22 protein-coding genes and 1 pseudogene are annotated in these 18,588 nt (G+C 62.7%); 14 read left to right on the top strand and 9 right to left on the bottom strand.

What is annotated here, in order from left to right; genetic code table 11:
- Positions 1-14 precede the first annotated feature (14 nt).
- Genes ACWF6P_RS08565 through menC form a run of 3 tightly spaced genes read left to right on the top strand, consistent with a single transcriptional unit; the run spans position 15 to position 3,201 of the window.
- Positions 15-1,166, top strand: a complete 1,152-nt coding sequence (locus ACWF6P_RS08565) for a M20 family metallopeptidase (protein WP_452620731.1) — start codon at positions 15-17, stop codon at positions 1,164-1,166.
- A gap of 47 nt (positions 1,167-1,213) precedes the next feature.
- A complete protein-coding gene (locus ACWF6P_RS08560; protein WP_452620730.1) occupies positions 1,214-2,098 on the top strand; it encodes a GNAT family N-acetyltransferase in 885 nt (294 codons plus the stop codon).
- A complete protein-coding gene (gene menC, locus ACWF6P_RS08555; protein WP_452620729.1) occupies positions 2,095-3,201 on the top strand; it encodes an o-succinylbenzoate synthase in 1,107 nt (368 codons plus the stop codon). Before ACWF6P_RS08560 ends, menC begins: the two co-directional genes overlap by 4 nt.
- 22 nt (positions 3,202-3,223) lie before the next feature.
- Here the strand turns inward: menC and ACWF6P_RS08550 are convergent, their stop codons facing one another.
- On the bottom strand, positions 3,224-3,802 hold the full coding sequence (locus ACWF6P_RS08550; protein WP_452620728.1) for a TetR/AcrR family transcriptional regulator: 579 nt from the start codon (positions 3,800-3,802) through the stop codon (positions 3,224-3,226).
- A gap of 82 nt (positions 3,803-3,884) precedes the next feature.
- Between ACWF6P_RS08550 and ACWF6P_RS08545 the strand changes: the two genes are divergently transcribed.
- Positions 3,885-4,814 carry a DMT family transporter gene (locus ACWF6P_RS08545; protein ID WP_452620790.1) on the top strand — a complete coding sequence of 310 codons (930 nt, stop codon included), beginning with the start codon at positions 3,885-3,887 and terminating at the stop codon, positions 4,812-4,814.
- On the opposite strand, the gene ACWF6P_RS08540 is transcribed toward ACWF6P_RS08545, so the two are convergent.
- The 6 genes from ACWF6P_RS08540 to ACWF6P_RS08515 form a co-directional block, all read right to left on the bottom strand.
- A complete protein-coding gene (locus ACWF6P_RS08540) occupies positions 4,801-5,622 on the bottom strand; it encodes a tyrosine-protein phosphatase (RefSeq protein ID WP_452620727.1) in 822 nt (273 codons plus the stop codon). The two genes, ACWF6P_RS08545 and ACWF6P_RS08540, sit on opposite strands and share 14 nt — an antisense overlap.
- Before the next feature lie 35 nt (positions 5,623-5,657).
- Positions 5,658-6,071, bottom strand: a complete 414-nt coding sequence (locus tag ACWF6P_RS08535) for a phage holin family protein (RefSeq protein ID WP_452620726.1) — start codon at positions 6,069-6,071, stop codon at positions 5,658-5,660.
- Between the two features lie 66 nt (positions 6,072-6,137).
- A complete protein-coding gene (locus ACWF6P_RS08530; protein ID WP_452620725.1) occupies positions 6,138-7,079 on the bottom strand; it encodes a DUF1214 domain-containing protein in 942 nt (313 codons plus the stop codon).
- A 66-nt stretch (positions 7,080-7,145) separates the two neighbouring features.
- A complete protein-coding gene (locus ACWF6P_RS08525; protein ID WP_452620724.1) occupies positions 7,146-7,454 on the bottom strand; it encodes an SHOCT domain-containing protein in 309 nt (102 codons plus the stop codon).
- Between the two features lies 1 nt (position 7,455).
- Positions 7,456-7,893: a DUF6325 family protein gene (locus tag ACWF6P_RS08520; RefSeq protein ID WP_452620723.1), complete on the bottom strand. Its 438-nt coding sequence runs from the start codon at positions 7,891-7,893 to the stop codon at positions 7,456-7,458.
- Entirely contained in the window at positions 7,890-8,264 is a 375-nt protein-coding gene (locus ACWF6P_RS08515; protein ID WP_030537228.1) for a PLDc N-terminal domain-containing protein, read from the bottom strand. Before ACWF6P_RS08515 ends, ACWF6P_RS08520 begins: the two co-directional genes overlap by 4 nt.
- A gap of 170 nt (positions 8,265-8,434) precedes the next feature.
- On the opposite strand from ACWF6P_RS08515, the gene ACWF6P_RS08510 reads away from it, so the two are divergent.
- A complete protein-coding gene (locus ACWF6P_RS08510; protein WP_452620722.1) occupies positions 8,435-9,970 on the top strand; it encodes a LuxR C-terminal-related transcriptional regulator in 1,536 nt (511 codons plus the stop codon).
- Here ACWF6P_RS08510 and ACWF6P_RS08505 read toward each other — a convergent pair.
- Positions 9,905-10,492 carry a TetR/AcrR family transcriptional regulator gene (locus ACWF6P_RS08505; protein WP_452620721.1) on the bottom strand — a complete coding sequence of 196 codons (588 nt, stop codon included), beginning with the start codon at positions 10,490-10,492 and terminating at the stop codon, positions 9,905-9,907. The genes ACWF6P_RS08510 and ACWF6P_RS08505 overlap by 66 nt on opposite strands.
- On the opposite strand from ACWF6P_RS08505, the pseudogene ACWF6P_RS08500 reads away from it, so the two are divergent.
- The 5 genes and pseudogenes from ACWF6P_RS08500 to ACWF6P_RS08480 form a co-directional block, all read left to right on the top strand.
- Positions 10,431-11,762, top strand: a pseudogene (locus ACWF6P_RS08500) (ABC transporter transmembrane domain-containing protein); the annotation flags it as partial. The gene ACWF6P_RS08505 and the pseudogene ACWF6P_RS08500 overlap by 62 nt on opposite strands.
- A 77-nt stretch (positions 11,763-11,839) precedes the next feature.
- On the top strand, positions 11,840-12,364 hold the full coding sequence (locus tag ACWF6P_RS08495; protein WP_452620720.1) for an ATP-binding cassette domain-containing protein: 525 nt from the start codon (positions 11,840-11,842) through the stop codon (positions 12,362-12,364).
- 75 nt (positions 12,365-12,439) lie between these two features.
- Positions 12,440-13,651: an acyl-CoA dehydrogenase family protein gene (locus ACWF6P_RS08490; protein WP_452620719.1), complete on the top strand. Its 1,212-nt coding sequence runs from the start codon at positions 12,440-12,442 to the stop codon at positions 13,649-13,651.
- Positions 13,648-14,673, top strand: a complete 1,026-nt coding sequence (locus ACWF6P_RS08485; RefSeq protein ID WP_452620718.1) for a phosphotransferase family protein — start codon at positions 13,648-13,650, stop codon at positions 14,671-14,673. Before ACWF6P_RS08490 ends, ACWF6P_RS08485 begins: the two co-directional genes overlap by 4 nt.
- A complete protein-coding gene (locus tag ACWF6P_RS08480; RefSeq protein ID WP_452620717.1) occupies positions 14,670-15,407 on the top strand; it encodes an SDR family NAD(P)-dependent oxidoreductase in 738 nt (245 codons plus the stop codon). Before ACWF6P_RS08485 ends, ACWF6P_RS08480 begins: the two co-directional genes overlap by 4 nt.
- 4 nt (positions 15,408-15,411) lie before the next feature.
- Here the strand turns inward: ACWF6P_RS08480 and ACWF6P_RS08475 are convergent, their stop codons facing one another.
- Positions 15,412-15,957, bottom strand: a complete 546-nt coding sequence (locus tag ACWF6P_RS08475; protein WP_007729604.1) for a hypothetical protein — start codon at positions 15,955-15,957, stop codon at positions 15,412-15,414.
- 144 nt (positions 15,958-16,101) lie between these two features.
- On the opposite strand from ACWF6P_RS08475, the gene ACWF6P_RS08470 reads away from it, so the two are divergent.
- The 4 genes from ACWF6P_RS08470 to ACWF6P_RS08455 are packed head-to-tail and all read left to right on the top strand — an operon-like array spanning position 16,102 to position 18,587.
- On the top strand, positions 16,102-16,602 hold the full coding sequence (locus ACWF6P_RS08470; protein ID WP_378446906.1) for a methylated-DNA--[protein]-cysteine S-methyltransferase: 501 nt from the start codon (positions 16,102-16,104) through the stop codon (positions 16,600-16,602).
- A complete protein-coding gene (locus ACWF6P_RS08465) occupies positions 16,589-17,143 on the top strand; it encodes an RNA polymerase sigma factor (RefSeq protein ID WP_378628832.1) in 555 nt (184 codons plus the stop codon). The genes ACWF6P_RS08470 and ACWF6P_RS08465 overlap by 14 nt, the downstream gene beginning before the upstream one ends.
- Positions 17,140-17,745 carry a methylated-DNA--[protein]-cysteine S-methyltransferase gene (locus ACWF6P_RS08460; protein ID WP_452620716.1) on the top strand — a complete coding sequence of 202 codons (606 nt, stop codon included), beginning with the start codon at positions 17,140-17,142 and terminating at the stop codon, positions 17,743-17,745. Before ACWF6P_RS08465 ends, ACWF6P_RS08460 begins: the two co-directional genes overlap by 4 nt.
- Entirely contained in the window at positions 17,742-18,587 is an 846-nt protein-coding gene (locus ACWF6P_RS08455) for a DNA-3-methyladenine glycosylase family protein (RefSeq protein WP_452620715.1), read from the top strand. The genes ACWF6P_RS08460 and ACWF6P_RS08455 overlap by 4 nt, the downstream gene beginning before the upstream one ends.
- Position 18,588: the final 1 nt, after the last annotated feature.

Here is an 18,588-nt window from a genome sequence, read left to right as displayed (position 1 = left end):
CGAAGGAGCCTTGTGTGACCCCCGTGCTAGCGACATTTGAACAACTGTCGAAGCAGATGCTGATCGATATCGGCACTCTGGTCAGGTGTGAGTCCCCGTCGTCGGACCTGGAAGCCGTGGCTGCCAGCGCCGACGCTGTTGCTCTGGTTGGAACCGCACTGTTGGGCGTCGAGCCGGAACGCGTCATCGTCGACGGATGCACTCATCTGCGATGGCGTCTCGGCGAAGGGCCTCGCAGAGTATTGCTGCTGGGTCACCACGACACCGTGTGGCCAATCGGCTCGCTCGAAACTCATCCATGGTCTGTCGAGGATGGAGTCATACGCGGACCTGGATCGTTCGACATGAAGATTGGCGTTGTCATGGCGCTCTACGCAGCCGCACACGTCGACAGGGGAGCACCGATAACCGTGCTTGTCACCGGCGACGAAGAGACGGGTTCTGATACTTCCCGCGCGCTGATCGAACAGTCTTGTCGAGACGTCGCAGCAGTACTGGTACTCGAAGCATCGGCCGATGGAGGCGCCTTGAAGACGGCGCGGAAGGGAATCTCCGACTATCGAGTGGTGGTGTCGGGACGCGCGTCGCACGCAGGGCTCGAGCCGGAGGCCGGCATCAATGCCGCCCTGGAATTGGCGCATCAGATCATCAGGATCGCCGCAATCGGTTCGACAGAACTCGGAACCACCGTGGTGCCGACAGTCGTCTCTGGTGGCACCACGACCAACACAGTGCCGGCATCAGCCGAGGTCACGGTCGACTCACGTGCATGGAGCCGGGAGGAGCAGCAGCGCGTCGATCGCGAGATCAGGGCACTACGTCCGGTTCTTCCAGGTGCCAGGCTTGTTGTCACCGGAGGTCCGAACCGACCTCCGTTGGAGCGCGAGATGTCCGCTGAATTGTTCGCGATTGCTGCGCGAGTCGCAGACGAGGCCGGACTCGGACGCCTTGGTGAGTCCCACGTGGGTGGAGGGTCCGACGGAAATCTGACGGCAGGTCTGGGAGTGCCGACCCTCGATGGTCTCGGAGCAGTCGGCGGCGGGGCCCACGCGGATCATGAACACGCGCTCGTCGAGGAGATTCCCGTGCGAACTGCGCTCGTGACAATGCTGGTGAATCGACTGACCGAACCAGTGCCGTCAGACGAACGAGTGCCGAAGAAATAGTGGAGCTGGACAGTGTTCCGCTCGCCCGAATGGGCAATCCTCGACTTATGACCACTTTTGCTGAACAAGCGCGAGACGTCGCGCGAACTGAGACGTCGCGGATTGCCGCGATCGCCGCCGCTCAGGCGGCAGACCGATCAGGAGTGGCGATCCGCGCGCTGATCTCAATCGACGACATGCAGAGGGGTGTCGAACTGATCGATCAGATCTGGCGGCCAACTGACGGAATGTCGATCATGAACGTCGAGGTTCTTCAAGCGCTTGCCGGTACCGAAAGCTATGTCTGTGGGGTTTTCGCGGGCGACCAGATTCTCGGCATATCTGTCGGGATGTGGGGCGTGCCGTCGACTTTGTCACTGCACAGCCATATCGCCGGGGTGGCGGACAGTGCGCGCGGCCGAAATATCGGGTTCGCTCTCAAACTCCACCAGAGAGCCTGGGCCATGGCGCGGGGCATCAAGACCATCACGTGGACGTTCGACCCCCTGGTCAGCAGGAATGCGCACTTCAACCTTTCCAAGCTCGGCGGCACTGCTCGCGTCTACCACGTCAATCATTACGGGACGCTGCTCGATGACCTCAATGGCGAAGACGAGACTGACCGCCTCAAACTCGAATGGGACCTCGCGAGTTCTCGCGCCTCGCGCTGCGCAGCACTCGAACAACGAAACAGCGCCCAGGTGCATACAGAGCCAATGCTGTCGAGAGACTCCCTTGGCCGGCCGTCACTGGAGGACACGTCCGCGGACCATGTATCCGTGGCGGTGCCCACCGACATCGAGGCGCTTCGTCACTCGGATCCTGGGCTCGCCTCCGAATGGCGCCTTGTGATGCGCGAAGTCCTGGGAACCCTGCTCGCCGAAGGTGGGCAGGTCGAGGATTTCGACCGGCGTGCCAACGCGTACATCGTGTCGAAAGGGACGGCAGTATGAAGATCGAGAGCTTCGAAATCAGGCGGGTTCAGATGCCGCTCACGTCGCCTTTCCGTACCTCGTTCGGCATCGAGACCGAACGGGAAATGTTGGTGGTGCGGGTTCGCACTCCAGACGGCGACGGCTGGGGCGAATGCGTCGGCATGTCAGACCCGCTCTACTCCTCGGAGTACGTCGATGGCATCGACGACGTGCTCACAAGGTTCCTCATCCCCGATCTCTTGTCGATGGATGAGGTCTCGGCGCACCTCGTGGCACCTCGCCTCGCCAAGTACAAGGGGCATCGCATGGCAAAAGCCGCCCTCGAGATGGCGATCATGGATGCGGAGTTGCGGAGCCAGGGCATTTCGTTCGCGCAAAGTCTGGGCGCGGTGGTCGATCATGTCCCGAGTGGAGTCTCGGTCGGAATCATGGACTCCATTCCAGAACTACTTGATGCTGTCGGTTCCTATATCGACGAGGGATACGTCCGGATCAAGCTCAAGATCGAACCGGGGTGGGATGTCGATCCGGTCCGCGCCGTGCGTGAGCGCTTCGGCGACGAGGTAATGCTTCAGGTTGACGCCAACACCGCCTATACCCTCGGCGATGCCCCACAGCTGGCGAAGCTCGACCCTTTCGGATTGCTCCTGATCGAACAACCGCTTGACGAGGAGGATGTCCTGGGGCACGCGGACCTCGCGGCTCGCATCAAGACGCCGATCTGTCTCGACGAGTCGATAGTGTCGGCCAGGTCTGCCGCCGATGCCATCCGGCTCGGCGCGTGCTCGATCGTCAACATCAAGCCCGGCCGTGTCGGCGGCTATCTCGAGGCTCGACGCATCCATGATGTGTGCGCCGCAAACAACGTGCCGGTGTGGTGCGGCGGAATGCTGGAAACGGGTCTCGGAAGGGCGGCGAACGTTGCGTTGGCTGCACTCCCCGGTTTCACCTTGCCCGGTGATGTTTCCGCTTCCGACAGGTTTTATCAAGTCGATCTGACGGAGCCGTTCGTGCTTGAAGGCGGTGGGCTCCGTGTCCCCGATGGACCAGGGCTCGGCGTGGACCCACTGGAGGATCGGCTGAAGGAATTCACGGTTCGTGCAGAGGAAGTCCAACGCTGAGATCGCAGAACTCTGCGAATCGTCACCCGGAGTTCTTCAGCAATTCGAGCGCCGCGTCCCGACCGCCGCCGAAGGGGTCGGTGCCGATACCGATCCCGTCTGCGACGAGGGCACCTTCGTGAAGCAGCATGATTGCCTCGGCGAGGCGTTCGTCGGCTTGCCCGTCCGTCGCCAGAATGCGCCGAAAAAGGTCCAACATCTCCCGCTTCTGTTCGGCGATAACAGTGAACACCTGATGTGAGCGATCACTGAACTCGGCGTGGGCGTTGATCATGCTGCACCCCTTGCCTCCGCTCGCCCCGGACCAGGAGGCGGAAGCATCGAATACCGCACTCAACTGTTCGGCGCGGCTCTCGCCGGCGGATTCGAGTTTCTTGTCGCGAAAGGCTCGCCACCGCCGATCTCGGTCCTTCAGGTACTCCACGACGAGACCGTCCTTCGAGCCGAACCGCTCGTACAGAGTTTTCTTCGTGACCCCGGCGTCCAGTGCGACGGTATCCACGCCTACGGCACGAATTCCCTTTTCGTAGAACAACTTCGACGCCGACTCCAGGATGCGACGCGCTTTCGGAGTCAACTCGGGTACGGATTCCTCTGCCATGGACAAAAGTATACCGATCTGTATAGTCGAACGTGTGAGTAAACAGATCGGTATACCTCGGATCGTGATCCCGAGATCTGTCGTGACGGCTACCTTGTCGGTCCTGTTCGTCGCGTGCTGGAGTTCGGGTTTCATCGGAGCCAAACTCGGGGCCGGCAGTGCCGAGATCCCCACGTTGCTGATGTGGCGTTTTCTCCCGCTTGTTGCGGTACTGCTCCCGATTGTCTGGCTCTCCGCCCGGCGCCGGAACACGATGCCGACACCGCGGGCTCTCGGCAGGCAGGTGGTGATCGGGATGCTCTCCCAGAGCGGCTACCTGTTGTCGGTGTACTGGGCAGTCGATCTCGGTGTGAACACCGGAACCACCGCACTGATCGACGGTATTCAGCCGCTGGTCGCGGCGGCTCTGCTTGGTCCGCTCCTCGGTGTTGCAGTCCCGCGGATGCAGTGGGCCGGATTGGCGATCGGACTGGGCGGCGTCGCACTGGTCACGGCAGCCGACGCAGGAGCCGGTACATCTGCCCCGTGGTGGGCGTACGCGATCCCGTTCCTGGGGATGCTCAGCCTGGTTGCATCCACCTTCGTCCAACAACGCGCTCCCACGTCCACGCCGCCACTGCAGGCTCTGGCCATCCACTGTTCGACCAGCGCAATAGTTTTCACGACACTGGCGGTGGCCTCAGGTGTCGCCGTACCACCAAGCGTCAACACATTCTGGATCGCATTGCTCTGGTTAGTCGTGCTGTCCACGTTCGGTGGTTACGGGCTGTACTGGATATTGGTCCGTCGCATCGGCATCACGTCCGTCAACACCTTGATGTTCTTGATCGCCCCCGTCACCGCGGTCTGGGGCGCGTTGATGTTCGGAGAATCCTTCACTCCGTTCACCGCGCTCGGCTTGGCGGTGGGGATCCTCGCCGTCGTCGTGGTCACCCGGGTGGACAATCACCAGAAAAAGCGGGGCGAGGGCGAAAATGACTGTCCGGTAAGGGCTCCGATCACTTCGCGCTGATGACTCCCGACCGGGATGTGAACCGCTCGCGCAGCGCGGTGAGTTGCTCTGCGGTGAGCTTGAGTCCGTTGATTGCGTAGTCCTCGACGGTGCCGAAGTGCGTGCGCATTTCGTCGAGAGCGGCGTCGAAGTAGCTGTCACGGACTCCGAGGAGGGGCCGGAGTAGTTCTGCGTCAACGCCTTTGCTGGCGGCGAAGTCGAGGATCGGTTCCGTCATGGGAGCCAGATCGGTATTCGTCTCCAGATAATCGGCGCGTACGTCGGCTTCGTCGGCGCCGAGGAGGAGCAGGAAGGAGGTAGCGGCCCATCCGGTACGATCTTTGCCGGTAGTGCAGTGGAAAAGTGCTGCCCCGGTGCGTTTTTCGTCTATGAGATCGAGGTAGAACGTGCGATAGGCGTCGAGAGCGGACGGCAGGCTGACGAAGTTGCGGTTCGCTTCCTCCATCTGCGCGATCCCACGGCCGCCGCTGATGGTCTCGGCGTACGCGAGCGGGTCCGTCATGAGTAGCCCGGTGGCAGCAGCATTTTGGGCATTGTCGGCGAGGACGTCGAGCCAGACCGTGCGTGTCGAGTCGGGGAGATTGTCGAGTGCGCCCTCGCGCTCGGCGGCGGTCCTCAGGTCGTAGACCGTCCGGACGTCCAAGTCGGCGACCGCGGCAACGTCGTCGCCGTCGAGTTTCGCGAGCGTCGCCGAACGGTAGAGCGCGCCTGCGCGGACGGTGCCGTCAGTAACGGGAATGCCGCCGAGGTCCCGGAAGTTCGGGGCGGTCTTCAGGAGAACGCGACGATCGAGCGGGTGAGTTGGCATGGCTGACTCCTTGTGGGTTCCGTTTCACTGATCATTCATGCCTTTTGCACACTGCGCACGAGCTTTTCGGCATTGCGTCTCTTGATCCACTTGTCGATGACAAGAGCCATGAAGATCCAGCCGCCCAACGCGGTGATCACCCACACGATGATCGGTGCGAGGATCCAGGACCCGACGCCGCTGATCGCAATGCCGTCGGGGACCAGGGTGGCAACCCAGAGCGCTAGCAGTGTGGCGACCAAGCCGACACCACCCGCGAGCGGAGCCGCGTAGTGCAGTGCCACGCTGAGCACGAATGGGCCGAGAATCATGTGGGCGAGGGTGAATACACCGATAGCGGCCAAGAAGCCGTTCACGCTCAGGCTGACCCCGGGAAGAGTGAAATGTACGACGATCAGCGCGATCGCACCGAGTACGCATTGCGAAATGAGCTGAAATAACAGACGCATGGGTTGTACCTCCGTGATCAGGTCGAGTCACCCGAGAGTGGGTGTGCGTGGCAGATAAAGGCTTCGCTAGAGCGCTTCGGGACGAGGAGCCGTCCAGGTGCCGTCGAGCACGGAGGGGCGGGGGCGGTACAGGCGCAGCACGTAGTTCCAGCCGGGCATGATGGGCAGGGCGTTCGCGGCGCCGTCGAGATGGACACCGAAGCGAATGGTGGTGCTGCCGTCGGAGTCGGGGGTGGCGGTGAGGCTGTTGATGCTGTTGACACCCAAAGCGTTTTCTTCGAAGTACCCCGCCGCGTTGTACAGCGAGACCGACCAGAACGCATCCACGGGAACGTCGTTCAGGCGGAGGCGGTATTCCCCGACGGGGAGACGTTCGTCGAAGTTGACGTAGGTGGCCTCGTACTCGGGGAGGCCGCCCCAGCCGGAGGCGGTACCGAGCAGGTGCCGGATCGGGTCGACTTCTGCTGCGGTGCCGAATGAACGGTCGTACGTGGTGATGCCACGAGCGAGGGCGAGGAGTGCGTCGCGGGTCTCGGTCTGCGCCTGCTCGTCGTAGTCGGGCAACGGGAACTCGCCTGTTCCGCCGCCGTCGATGGTGAGGGCGTCCTGCAACCGGTTCACCTCGGTGACGTCTTCGGGGCTGTTCGGATCGACGAGGATGCGCACGATCAGTGCGGCGTAGTCGGTTCCGACCAATTCGCGCGTGAGCAGGTGCTCTCCCGGATCGCGCAGGATGACGGGACCGTAATGATCTTGACTGACCACCCACACGGAGATGTAGCGCTTGCCGGTATCGGGCACCGTGATCGTGACGTCTTCGCGCACATCGACGATCGCGCTGCTGTACAGGGTGTCGCGGTTCTGGCGGATGATCGGCTGGTCGTCGAGCGACCCGAGATCACGAGTGTGGTTCCACGTGCCCAGGCCGACGCCCGCGGCCAGGCGAGCGAACATGAGATCGGATTCTGCCCGATTGAAGTTCAGGACGTTGACTGCGGTCGCGGACATAGCGGGTTCCATTCGGTGTCGGGTATGGAAGCGAGAGCGGGAATCCCTCGCCCCTGTCGGGGTGAATCAGTCGAGCAGTCGAGCTTTCGCGGCTTGGAACTCGGCCTCGCTCAGCAGGCCTTGTGATTTGAGGTCGCCGAGTTTCTGCAATTCAGCGACGAAATCGACCGGGGAGGCGGGTGCGGGTGTGGGCATCGGGAGTACGGCCTGCTGCTGGGCAAATTCGTACTGCGCCTGCTCGTATTCGGCTTGGGCTCTCCTTTGCCGGCGGGTGGCCATACCGTCGCTGACGGCGGTCGCGGTACCGGTCACGACCGCGGTGCGTGCGGCGAGGCCCAGCAGTCCGGGGCGACCTCTTCTCGGGATGTACGGCATGTCAGACCTCCAGTTTCGGGCTGATCGTGTCCATCAGGGCATTGACGACGGGTGCGGGTATCCGCTCGTAGCCCAGTAACACCGCGCCGGACGCCGCGGTGCGTGCGGCGAGCTCACGCTGATAGACCAGCTCGAGCGCGACCAGCAGCGCTGCAGCGCCGGTGGGAATGGCTGCCGCGAGTTCGGTGATGTCCTCATGCCCGAGCAGACCGGACGCGCCGAGCATCTCGACGTTGATCTCGAAGCCGTTCGGCAACTCCTCGACTTCGATGAGGGTGAGTTCACCGTCCTCGGACTTGGAGATGACGATCAGATCGAGCAGCCGCACCAGGCCGGTATCCGTAAGGTCGGTGAGCGCGGAGAGCGCGGCCGGGTCGAGGTCCTGCCCAGGCAGACCGAGAAGATAGAAATCGACAGGGCCGAAACGCGCGGAACTCACGAGAGGACCTTCAGCTTCAGTGCGGCGAACTCGTCCTCGCTGATCGCTCCGGCTTCGAGCAGTGCTGCGGCTGCGGCGATCTCCTCGCTGGGGCTCTTCCCCGCGACCTCGCGGATATACGATTCGGCGGCCTTCTCGGCGTCGCGTGCGGCCTTGTTGCTGCGTTCCGTCATCCCTTCGCCGCGGGCGACGAGATAGACGAGCGCGGTGAGGATGGGCAGGAAGAGTAGGAAGAACACCCAGACGGCCTTCAACCAACCGCTGAGCTTGTGGTCGCGGAACAGGTCGGCGATGATCGCGAACAGCGCGAAGAGATATCCGATGAAGACGGTTGCCCACAGCATCCAGCCGAGGCTTTCCCAGAAGCTCATGTGTCGTATCCGTTTCGTGTCAGGCCTGCGCACCGGGATTCCGCCGACTAGCGCATTTCGGTTGATTCCGGCAATTCTCACTGGTTTCCGCAGGCTTCGATCGCGGTCTCATCCGAACCGGATGAGACCGGATCTCCACGGACACCGAACGTCTCGAGTATCTTCGACACATGATCGAAGCCGTGCGTGACGCACTCGCATCTGGTGAGGCGGAGCAGGCTCGACGCGTCCTGCGGAAAAACTGGCTTCGTTTGATTCTCGAATCTCACACCAGGGAACTCGAGCAACTCTGCCTTGCGCATCCCGATCCGCACGATCCGCACATCCTGCTGATACGGGCGTGCTGCCGCGATCTCAGCGGCGATCCGTACGGCGCGGAGTTTCTCCGCGGACAGGGTCTGCGGGTCGCGTCCGACGATTTTGTCGTCTGCTTCACCGACCTGCTGCTCGCTCCGGACACCTCGACCAAGGCCGTCATCGCCGATCGCGCTCGCCACGCGCTCGCCCAGTGTGAGCCCGAGGACGATTACCCGTCCGCGCTTTTCCTCCTCGGGTGGACCGAGATCAGGCTTCGTCGTGACCTTCCTCGTGCCATCGCGCTACTTCGCTCGGCAAGCGACGAGGCGCAGTTGCAGTCGCGCGCGGAGACGTTGCGTCTCGCACAATCCAACTTGGCTTTTGCGCTCACTCACGCAGGAGTATTCACCGAAGCCGAACAGATCCTCGACGGCCTGCATGCCCGAGAAGTCGCGTCCGACTGGGAACGCTTCGAAGGCGGTCTCCCACAGTCGAATCGAGGGTGCATCGCCTACTGGCGTGGTGACTTCGACGAGGCAATCGCTCAGTTCGACTCGATCATCGTGGAGGGCAGTCCCGGAACCAATTTCGAGGCGCTCGCCCGTCTGTACTTGGTGATGAGCCTGATCGCTCTGAACCGGGAAGACCGGTACCACAACGCCGCTCGTCTGCTGCGCGGCGTGAGCACTGCGGACAAGCACGGCATTCCTTGGGATACGCTGCGGCGCGTCACCACGGCCTGGCTCGCCCACGCTCAAGGACAGGACGAGCAAGCTCGCCGCATCGCAAGGCCCACGCTGACCAGAACAGGAGCTGCGGTCGCTCACGCGCTTCTCGCGGAGCTCTATCGAGTCATGGGGGACCCGGAACCGTCTGCGCAGGCGGTTCGGTTGGCAACCTCGGCCGCGCTGCCCCGATATGCGCTGGTGAGCACACTTGTCACGTCTGCCGCCCTGAGCTCCGTCTCCGGGCGTGGACCGCAGGCGCACGAGCAGTTGGATCGTGCGCTGGGGGAGGCAATCCCCGAGCGGATTCTCGCACCATTCCTCAGCGGCGATCCGGTAATCGTCGATCTCTTGAACGCGCACGCAACGCAGGGGTCGAGACATCACGAGTTCCTGCGCACGATTCTGGAAAAACGAAACCAACTTTCGTCCCAACTCACGGGGGTCCTGACGGAACGAGAGAAAGAGATTCTCACCTTTCTGCGGACCACGATGACTGCAGACGAGATCGCTGCGCACCTCGGCATCGCCTATCCCACTGTGAAGACTCACATTCGCTCGATCTACCGAAAATTAGGTGTGACCAAACGGCGTGCCGCTGTACAAGCAGCCGACAACCTAGACCGCGGGATCGGGCGCGATTCCGCGGCGCAGGCTGCGAACCGTCAGGTCCAAGGCCTGTAGTCGCGTCCCGGAACCGCGGTTCACGTAGTCCATCGACGTGTAGAGCAGTGACCACAGCAGGTTCTGCACCCAGTCCGAACCCATGTCGGGGTCGATGGAACCGTCGGAGTGTCCGCGCTCGATGGCGTCGGTGACTTCGTCGTCGTTCGAGGCGGACTCGGTAAACGAATCTTCTTGATACACGCCGGGAGTGAAGAACAGAACCGTCAAAAGGTCGGCCAGCTCGAAGTATTCATGGCACAGGCGAACCAGAGCCTCGGCTCCGGTACCCTCGCCGAGTCGAGCTGCTGCTGCGGCCTCTCCGACGGCGCGGGTGGCCTCGGCTGCGACGGCGTCGACCAGGTCTGACCGTTCGGGAAAGTAACGGTGCAAGGTGGTCCGGCCGACCTTCGCGGCTGCAGCGATCTCGCTGAGCGTCGCGGCAGGCTTGGATGCGAACACCGAAACAGCGGCATCGAGGATGGCCTTCCGTGTGCGTTCGCGGGTCGCGCTTTGTTCAGATGCGCTGTGGATCGTTGTCACGGATTCGAAGCGTAGTCCGCCCCCGTTTCGGTATCCAGTGTTTCCGTATCGGAATTCTCTTGCCCTTTATGGAACATTCGTGTTCCATAAATTCATGCTTGAATCGGATGCTCCCCAGCCTGCGCCGAAATGGAGCAATCTCCGCGTCCTCTCGGAGTTCGCTCGCCCGCACCTGCCGTCGCTTCTCCTCGGATTGGTACTGGCTCTGTGCGGTTCTGCGGCGACGCTGGCAACACCCATGGTCACCAAGTGGGTCCTCGACACCCTCGATACCGGCGCTTCGCTGCAAGGGCCGATCCTTACTCTGGTCGTCCTTTTGGTCGTCGGTGCGGTGCTCGGCTGCGCTCAGTGGATCGTCCTCGGAACTGCCGCCGAAAAGGTTGTCTTCGACGCCAGGTCTTCGCTGGTGAGACGATTCCTGGCAGCAACAGTGCCTTCGCTGCAATCGCGGTCGGTCGGTGAATTGGTCACCCGGGTCACCTCGGACACCTTGCTGCTGAGGGAGGCGGCGTCGTCGGCCGCGGTGAATATTCTGAACGCAGCCGCGTTGACCATCGGAACGATTGTTCTGATGGGCGTTCTGGATCTGCCGTTGTTGGGCGTGACCATGGTGGCAATCGTGTTCGCCTCCATACTCTTTGCCGTTCTGATGCCTCGGATTTCCGCAGCCGAAGCGCGGACCCAGGAATCGCTCGGTCAGCTCGGCGGCGTTCTCGAGGGTGGCTTGCGTGCGATCCGGACGGTCAAGGTTTCCCTCGCCGAGGATCGCGTCGGCGCTCTGGTGACGAACAATGCGTCCGATGCGAAAAAGCATGCGATCACCGCGGTGCGAGTATCGGCAACTGCCTGGACTGTCGCGTGGACCGCCATTCAAGGCTCGATCATCGCCATCTTGGGCTTTGGTGCCTGGCGAGTCGCCGACGGCGAAATGGCCGTCTCGACGCTCATCGCGTTTCTGCTTTACGCCTTCACCCTGATGGGGCCGGTGTCGGAGCTTGCGCAGAACGTGACCTCCGTTCAGTCGGGAATTGCGGCGGCTATCCGAATCCGCGAGATGCAGTCGTTGCCCACCGAGAAGTACGACGAGGTCGTGAACGTCGTCGAGAACACGAATGCTGCCGCGCCGCTCATCGAGTTGCGCGATGTCACTGTGAGCTACCACGGCTCGAACCAGCCGGCGTTGCGTGATGTCTCACTCGTCATTCCGGAGCGCGGGCACATGGCCATCGTCGGTCCGTCGGGTGCGGGTAAGACGACGTTGCTCTCGACGGTGTTGCGATTCGTCGAACCGAGATCGGGGGGGTTCTTCTGCGCGGAGTCGGTTACGACGCGCTCGATCACCGCGCTGTGCGCGAGAGTCTCGCGTACGTGGAGCAGGAGACACCGGTGGTACCCGGAACGATTCGGGAGAACGTCGTCTTCAGTCATCCCGACGCAACGGACGAAGAAGTGCAGGCTGTGTTGCGTTTGCTCCGGCTCGACGACGCGATCGAGGCCCTGCCAAACGGACTCGACACCGCTCTGACGGCCACCTCGCTGTCCGGCGGCCAACGTCAGCGAATCGCGATGGCGCGCGCAGTTCTGCGGCCGAGTGCGTTGCTTCTGCTCGACGAAGCCACTGCCCAGGTCGACACGCTCACCGAAGCCGCCATAGTCGACGCGATCAACGAACGTGCGCGCACCGGGACCGTGGTGACCATCGCTCACCGGCTCTCGACTGTGCGCGACGCTGACTGGATCGTGGTGATGGAGGACGGTCGGATCCGGAACATCGGCAACCATGACGAGCTCATGGACAAGGACGATCTGTACCGCGACATGGTGGTTGCCGGACGGCTCGATCAGGGCGAGGCAATGCTCGAAGATTGTTGACCCGACGCGTCGGCGTGTGCGAGAGTGCTCGTACCGAGCGATCGCTCGGTCGGGATGTTCTTTCGGAGGTGGCTGGTGGCAATCGATCTGACGTACGCGCCCGAGGTGGTGGCGCTGATCGAGAAGACGCGCGACTTCACGCGCAACGTAATGCTCCCCATCGAAGATGAACACGCCGGCGACATCGCCGTCGCGGGTGGCGATGCCATCCGTATCGAGATGCAGGCTGCGGCAAAAGAAGCCGGTGTCTTCGCGCCGCATGCGCCAATCGAGTACGGCGGACACGGGCTCAACATGAGTGATCGCGCACCGGTCTTCGAAGAAGCCGGCTACTCGCTCTTCGGGCCGACGGCGCTCAACATCGCTGCGCCGGACGAGGGCAATGTTCACATGCTTGCCCACGTCGCAAACGAAGCGCAGAAGCAGCAGTTCCTCGCGCCGCTCGCCAGCGGGGACATTCGGTCGGCATTCGCCATGACCGAACCCGCGCCAGGAGCCGGATCCGATCCCTCGGCCTTGAACACCCGCGCGGAGAAGGTTCCCGGCGGCTGGAAGATCAACGGCAAGAAATGGTTCATCACCGGCGCCGACGGTGCCGGATTCTTCATCATCATGGCGCGCACCTCCGGCGAGCCGGGGCAGCGCGGCGGCGCGACCATGTTCCTGGCGCCGACGGACACTGCAGGCCTTCACGTGGGTCGACACATCGACACCCTCGACAAGGCCATGATCGGCGGGCACTGCGAGGTCACGTTCGAGGATCTCTTCGTTCCCGACGGGGCAGTTCTCGGCGAGGTCGATCAGGGTTTCGCCTACGCGCAGGTTCGCCTAGGCCCCGCCCGCATGACGCACGTGATGCGCTGGCTCGGTGCGGCGCGCCGCGGTCACGACGTAGCCGTGGCCAGGGTTGCCGAACGCGAAGGCTTCGGCTCGAAACTCGGTGATCTCGGAATGATCCAGAAGATGGTCGCCGACAACGAGATCGACATCGCAGCCAGCCGCGCACTTCTTGTGCAGGCCTGCTTCGAACTCGATCAGGGCGGGCACGCAAGCAACGCGACGTCCATCGCCAAGACCTATGCGGCCGAGGCGATCTTCCGGATCGTCGACCGCTCCATCCAGATGTGTGGCGGGATGGGCGTGTCCGGCGATCTGCCGCTGGCGCGGTTGTCCCGCGAAGTGCGTCCCTTCCGCGTCTACGACGGCCCGTCCGAGGTTCATCGCTGGGCCATTGCGAAACGTGTTGTCGGAGCTGCGAAGCGGGCTGCGCGGGAGGAATCGAAGTGACGGACTTTCCAGGACTCGATCTGGCGGCGCTGCACAAATACCTGCAAGCCTCCGACGTCACTGTCAGCGGTGAGTTGCGAGCCGAACTGATCTCGGGCGGCAAGTCCAACCTCACCTACGGAATCTTCGACGACAACTCGAAGTGGATTCTGCGTCGTCCACCCACTGCCGGCCTCACTCCGTCGGCGCATGACGTCGCGCGCGAGTTCCGAATCACCTCGGCGTTACAGAACACTGCCGTACCCGTCGCTCCGACCGTCGTGCTGTGCGAGGACGCCTCGGTGATGGGTGCGTCGTTCACGGTGGTCGAATTCGTCACCGGCCAAGTGATCCGGACCAAAACCGAACTGGAAGCGGTTCCGGCGGAACAGGTCACGCAGTGCACTGACGAGTTGGTGCGCGTTCTGGCCGCCCTGCACGACGTCGACTACAACGCCGTGGGTCTCGGCGAACTCGGCCGACCTGATGGTTACGTAACCCGTCAGGTGAAGCTGTGGGCCGGTCAATGGTCACGCGTCAAGACCAAGGACTCGGCAGACGTGGACAGGTTGGCGTCGAGCCTCGCGGACATGATTCCGGCAGAATCCGCTTCGTCGATCGTGCACGGTGACTACCGAATCGACAACACGATTCTCGAAGCGAACGACGTCACCAAGGTTGCCGCAGTGGTGGACTGGGAACTGTCGACGCTGGGAGACCCGCTGGCCGACATCGCGATGATGTGCGTCTACCGGCACCCCGCGCTGGATCTGGTTCTGGGTGAGCCTGCTGCATGGACCAGTCCGTCGCTACCCTCCGTTGTCGATCTGGCGCAAAGGTATTCGACCGTGTCAGGTCGAGAACTGGCGCACTGGAACTTCTACATGGCGCTCGGGTTCTTCAAACTCGCCGTCGTGGCGCAAGGTATCGATCACCGATTCCGGGCAGGCGCCACCGTCGGCGGGGGTTTCGACAAGGCTGGATCTTCTGTGCCGGAACTGATCTCGGCCGGCCTCAACGCACTCCAAGGGAAATTCGAATGAGTCGATCAGCACTGGTCACCGGTGCCTCCAAGGGAATCGGGCTCGGCATCGCAACCCGACTGGCCTCGCAAGGGTACGGGCTGACCATCACCGCACGCGACGCCGAACGACTCGCCGTGGTCGCCGAAGAACTTACGCGTGCCGGGTCGCCGGACGTCGTAGTCTCGGCCGGCGACATGGCGGACGAGAACTTCGCCGCGGCACTCGTTGCCACACACGGCGAGCGATTCGGCTCCATGCGGGCACTCGTCCTCAACGCCGGAGTGGGAACCAGTGGGCGAGTAGCCGACTACCCCATGCGACGTTTCGACAAGACCGTCGCCGTCAATCTCCGGACGCCGTTCGCGCTCCTGCAAGCATCGCTGCCGCTCCTGCGCAATGCGGCAGACGCGGACCTCGCCGGCGGATCAAAGGTGATCGCCCTCGCCTCGATGGCCGGCGTGTATGCCGAGAGCGGTCTGGCGGTGTACGGAGCCACCAAAGCTGCACTGATTTCGATGGTGGAGGCTCTCAACGCCGAGGAATCCGGAAACGGCGTCAGTGCGACGGCCATCGCTCCCGGCTACGTCGACACGGACATGTCGGCGTGGACGCACGATCGGATCACACCCGACAAAATGATCAAGGTCGACGACATCGTCGAGTTGGTGGACGGTCTGCTCAAACTCTCGTCTCGAGCAGTAGTTCCGAAGGTAGTCATGACGCGGGCCGGAACCAACGGCTACTCGGCCTGAAAAATCAATCCAGCTTGGCTTCGCCTCGCTTGCGGAAGAAGTGAAAGCCGGGAACTCCGACAATCGCCTGCCGCAGGTCCTTGACTACTCCCAGGAGTTCGTGGATCTCGGGCGAGACGGAGTCCAGGGTTCCGAGGATGGGCAGCACCGCGGCCACCCGGTCGGTGAGCTCCGGCAGTTGGTCGATCAGCTTGATTGCGGCACTGACCTCCGCCTCGGAAAGGTCGTCGGCGAACCTTGCGGCCAGCGGCGCGAGCTGCAGGGCAATGGGCTCGTAGATCTCGAGGAGCTGTCCCGCGATGTCCGAGGTCTGCTCGACTGCTTCGACCAACGTCTCCGCTCGAACGGTCACGGCGGCGGCCCCGATGACGACGCGGTCGGCGTTGTCAGCGATCTGGTTGATGCGTGCCACCAACCTCTCGACGGAGAAGAGGAGCGCCTCGAGTCGAGTGGGCAGGGTGACCGCAAAAGCGACCGTGGACAGGGACCAGTGCACCACGTCGCCGACGGAGCGGACGACGGTGGAGCTTCCGGGCAAAACTAGAGCCATCCCTCGATACTGCCTGATGTGACGTCAAAGTACAGGTAAATCTCACATTCACGAGGCGCGCGGCGTCTTCGAGGTGTCGGTGCAAGCGCGGACAATCAATTCACCCGCTGCCTGCTGGACCGCGCAACCTGGAAGGATCGAGACATGACGGCAATCCGGACGCATACCGTGATCGACTCGCCGATCGGGGCGTTGACGCTGGTAGCGGCAGGTGAGAACCTCTGCGGGCTGTACATGGCGGAGCATCGTCACAAGCCGGACGAGTCCACATTCGGTGATCGTTCCCCGGCGGTCTTCGGTGAAGTCGAATCGCAGCTCACGGAGTACTTCGAGGGTGATCGCACGGAGTTCTCCGTGCCGCTGGCGCCCGTGGGTACAGAGTTTCAGAAGCGAGTGTGGGACGTCTTGCGAACGATCCCGTACGGCGAAACCTGGACCTACATGGAGCTCGCGCAAACTTTGGGTAACCCACTTGCCATCCGCGCTGCCGCTGCGGCAAACGGTAAGAATCCGATCAGCATCATCGTTCCCTGCCATCGCGTGGTCGGAAGCGACGGAAGCCTGACCGGTTTTGCCGGCGGCCTCGAACGCAAGCGCTTCCTCCTCGATCGAGAGCACGGCGGCGAATCGGATGTCCTCTTCTGATGCGCTCGACTCACAATTCGGTGATCGGGAACGTCTACCGATCGTGACACTGAAACCGTTCGAAGACGTCGTGACCGAATACGGTGCTGTGGTCCTTCGGGTCTGCCGTGCGGTCGTCGGTCCCGTCGACGCCGAGGACGCGTGGTCCGAGACGTTCATCGCAGCGATGCGGGCCTATCCGGATCTGAACCCGGACGCGAACATCGAAGCCTGGCTGGTGACCATCGCGCACCGCAAGGCTATCGACATCACCCGAGTGCGTGCCCGCGTGGCCGTTCCGACAGACGACGTTCCGGAATTGCCGACGCGAATCGGCGTACCGGGCACATGGGATCACGAACTGTGGGACGCACTCGAACAACTACCACTCAAACAACGTGCGGCAGTTGCCTATCACTTTCTGGGTGGGCTGCCGTACGCCGAGATCGCGGACATCCTCGGTAATACTCCGGCAGCCGCCAGACGTGCGGGTGCCGACGGTATCGCCACCTTACGAAGAACCTACTTGTCCGCCGCCGCTGCGGAAGGGAGTCACTCATGAATACCGACGCCGAAGTGTTCGAGGCACTTCCAGCCGTTGACGCCGACGCTCTGACCCGGCTTCGCGCGCGCCTGGCCACGGAGGCCTCCGAAGCCGAATTGATCGACGTGGCGTACCGAACCGTCGATTCACCTGTTGGAAAGCTACTGCTGGCGGCGACCGACGTGGGTTTGGTGCGGGTTGCTTTTGCCGTCGAAGGGCACGATCGGGTTTTGGAACGATTGTCCGACACTGTCAGCCCCCGAGTGCTTCATTATCCGCGGAGGCTCGACAACGTCGCTCGGGAGCTGGACGAGTACTTTGCCGGTGCGCGTAGGGAATTCGATCTGAACTTGGATTTTCAACTCGCGAAGGGGTTCCGACGCGAAGTGTTGCGCCATCTCCCCGAAATCGAATACGGCCACACCGCAAGCTATTCGGTGGTCGCAGCAGCGTCGGGTAGTCCACGTGCCGTGCGTGCCGTAGGGACGGCGTGTGCCAAGAATCCGTTGCCGTTGGTGGTCCCGTGCCACCGGGTGGTGCGCAGCGACGGCAGCCTCGGGCAGTACGCGGGTGGCCCCGAATTGAAAGCGATTCTGCTGGATCTGGAATCGAGCCGGTGAGCGAGGTGAAGCTGTACTTTCAGAAACCGTATGCGGTCGAACCGCTCACTGGCGCATTGCGGGCTCACTGTATCGCCGGCTTGGAGCGTCACGACGACGGTGTTCACACCAGGGTCATACCGTTGCCTTCCGGCCCGGCAGTCGTGTCGGTGTCGTGGAGTGATGACTACGTGGTGGTGGATGCTGCTGCACCGGAATCGGATTCCGAGGTACTCGAGGCGACCGTGCGTCGTTGGCTCGACCTCGACGCCGATCACACCGCTGTGGAGGCAGCGTTCGGCAGTGACGAGTTGTTGGCCCCACTCGTGGCGGCCCGTCCGGGATTGCGGGTACTCGGCTCGGTGGACGGGTTCGAGACCGCGGTGCTCACTGTTCTGGGACAACAAGTTTCGCTCGGCGCGGCGAGGACGTTCGGTGGACGCTTTGTCGGCGCATTCGGGGAGTCGGTTGGAGGTGAGTTTCTTGCCTTCCCTGATCCGGGCGCGGTTGCAGCGCAATCGCCGGAGAACATTCAGAAAGCCGTCGGATTGACCACGGCGCGCGCAAAAACGGTGCACACGTTGGCAACTGCCGCAGCGGACGGCCTCGACCTCACCTGGGATGCGGATCCCGTCCAATTTCGACAAGAGTTGTTGGCGCTACCGGGAATCGGACCGTGGACCGCTGACTATCTCACCGTTCGAATTCTTGGTGATCGCGACGCATTTGTACCCGACGATCTGGTATTGAAACGTGCGCTGGGGGTTTCGTCGGGCAAAGAGGCCGCAGCGTTGTCGGAGCGCTGGCGGCCCTGGCGTGCCTACGCACTCTTTCACCTGTGGACAAAAGAAGCGTTTCTGTAGT

It is taken from the genome of Rhodococcus sp. NPDC055024, from assembly GCF_053608585.1.
The sequence above is the reverse complement of the archived record's forward strand: the minus strand, read 5'-3'. Positions and strand labels throughout refer to the sequence as shown.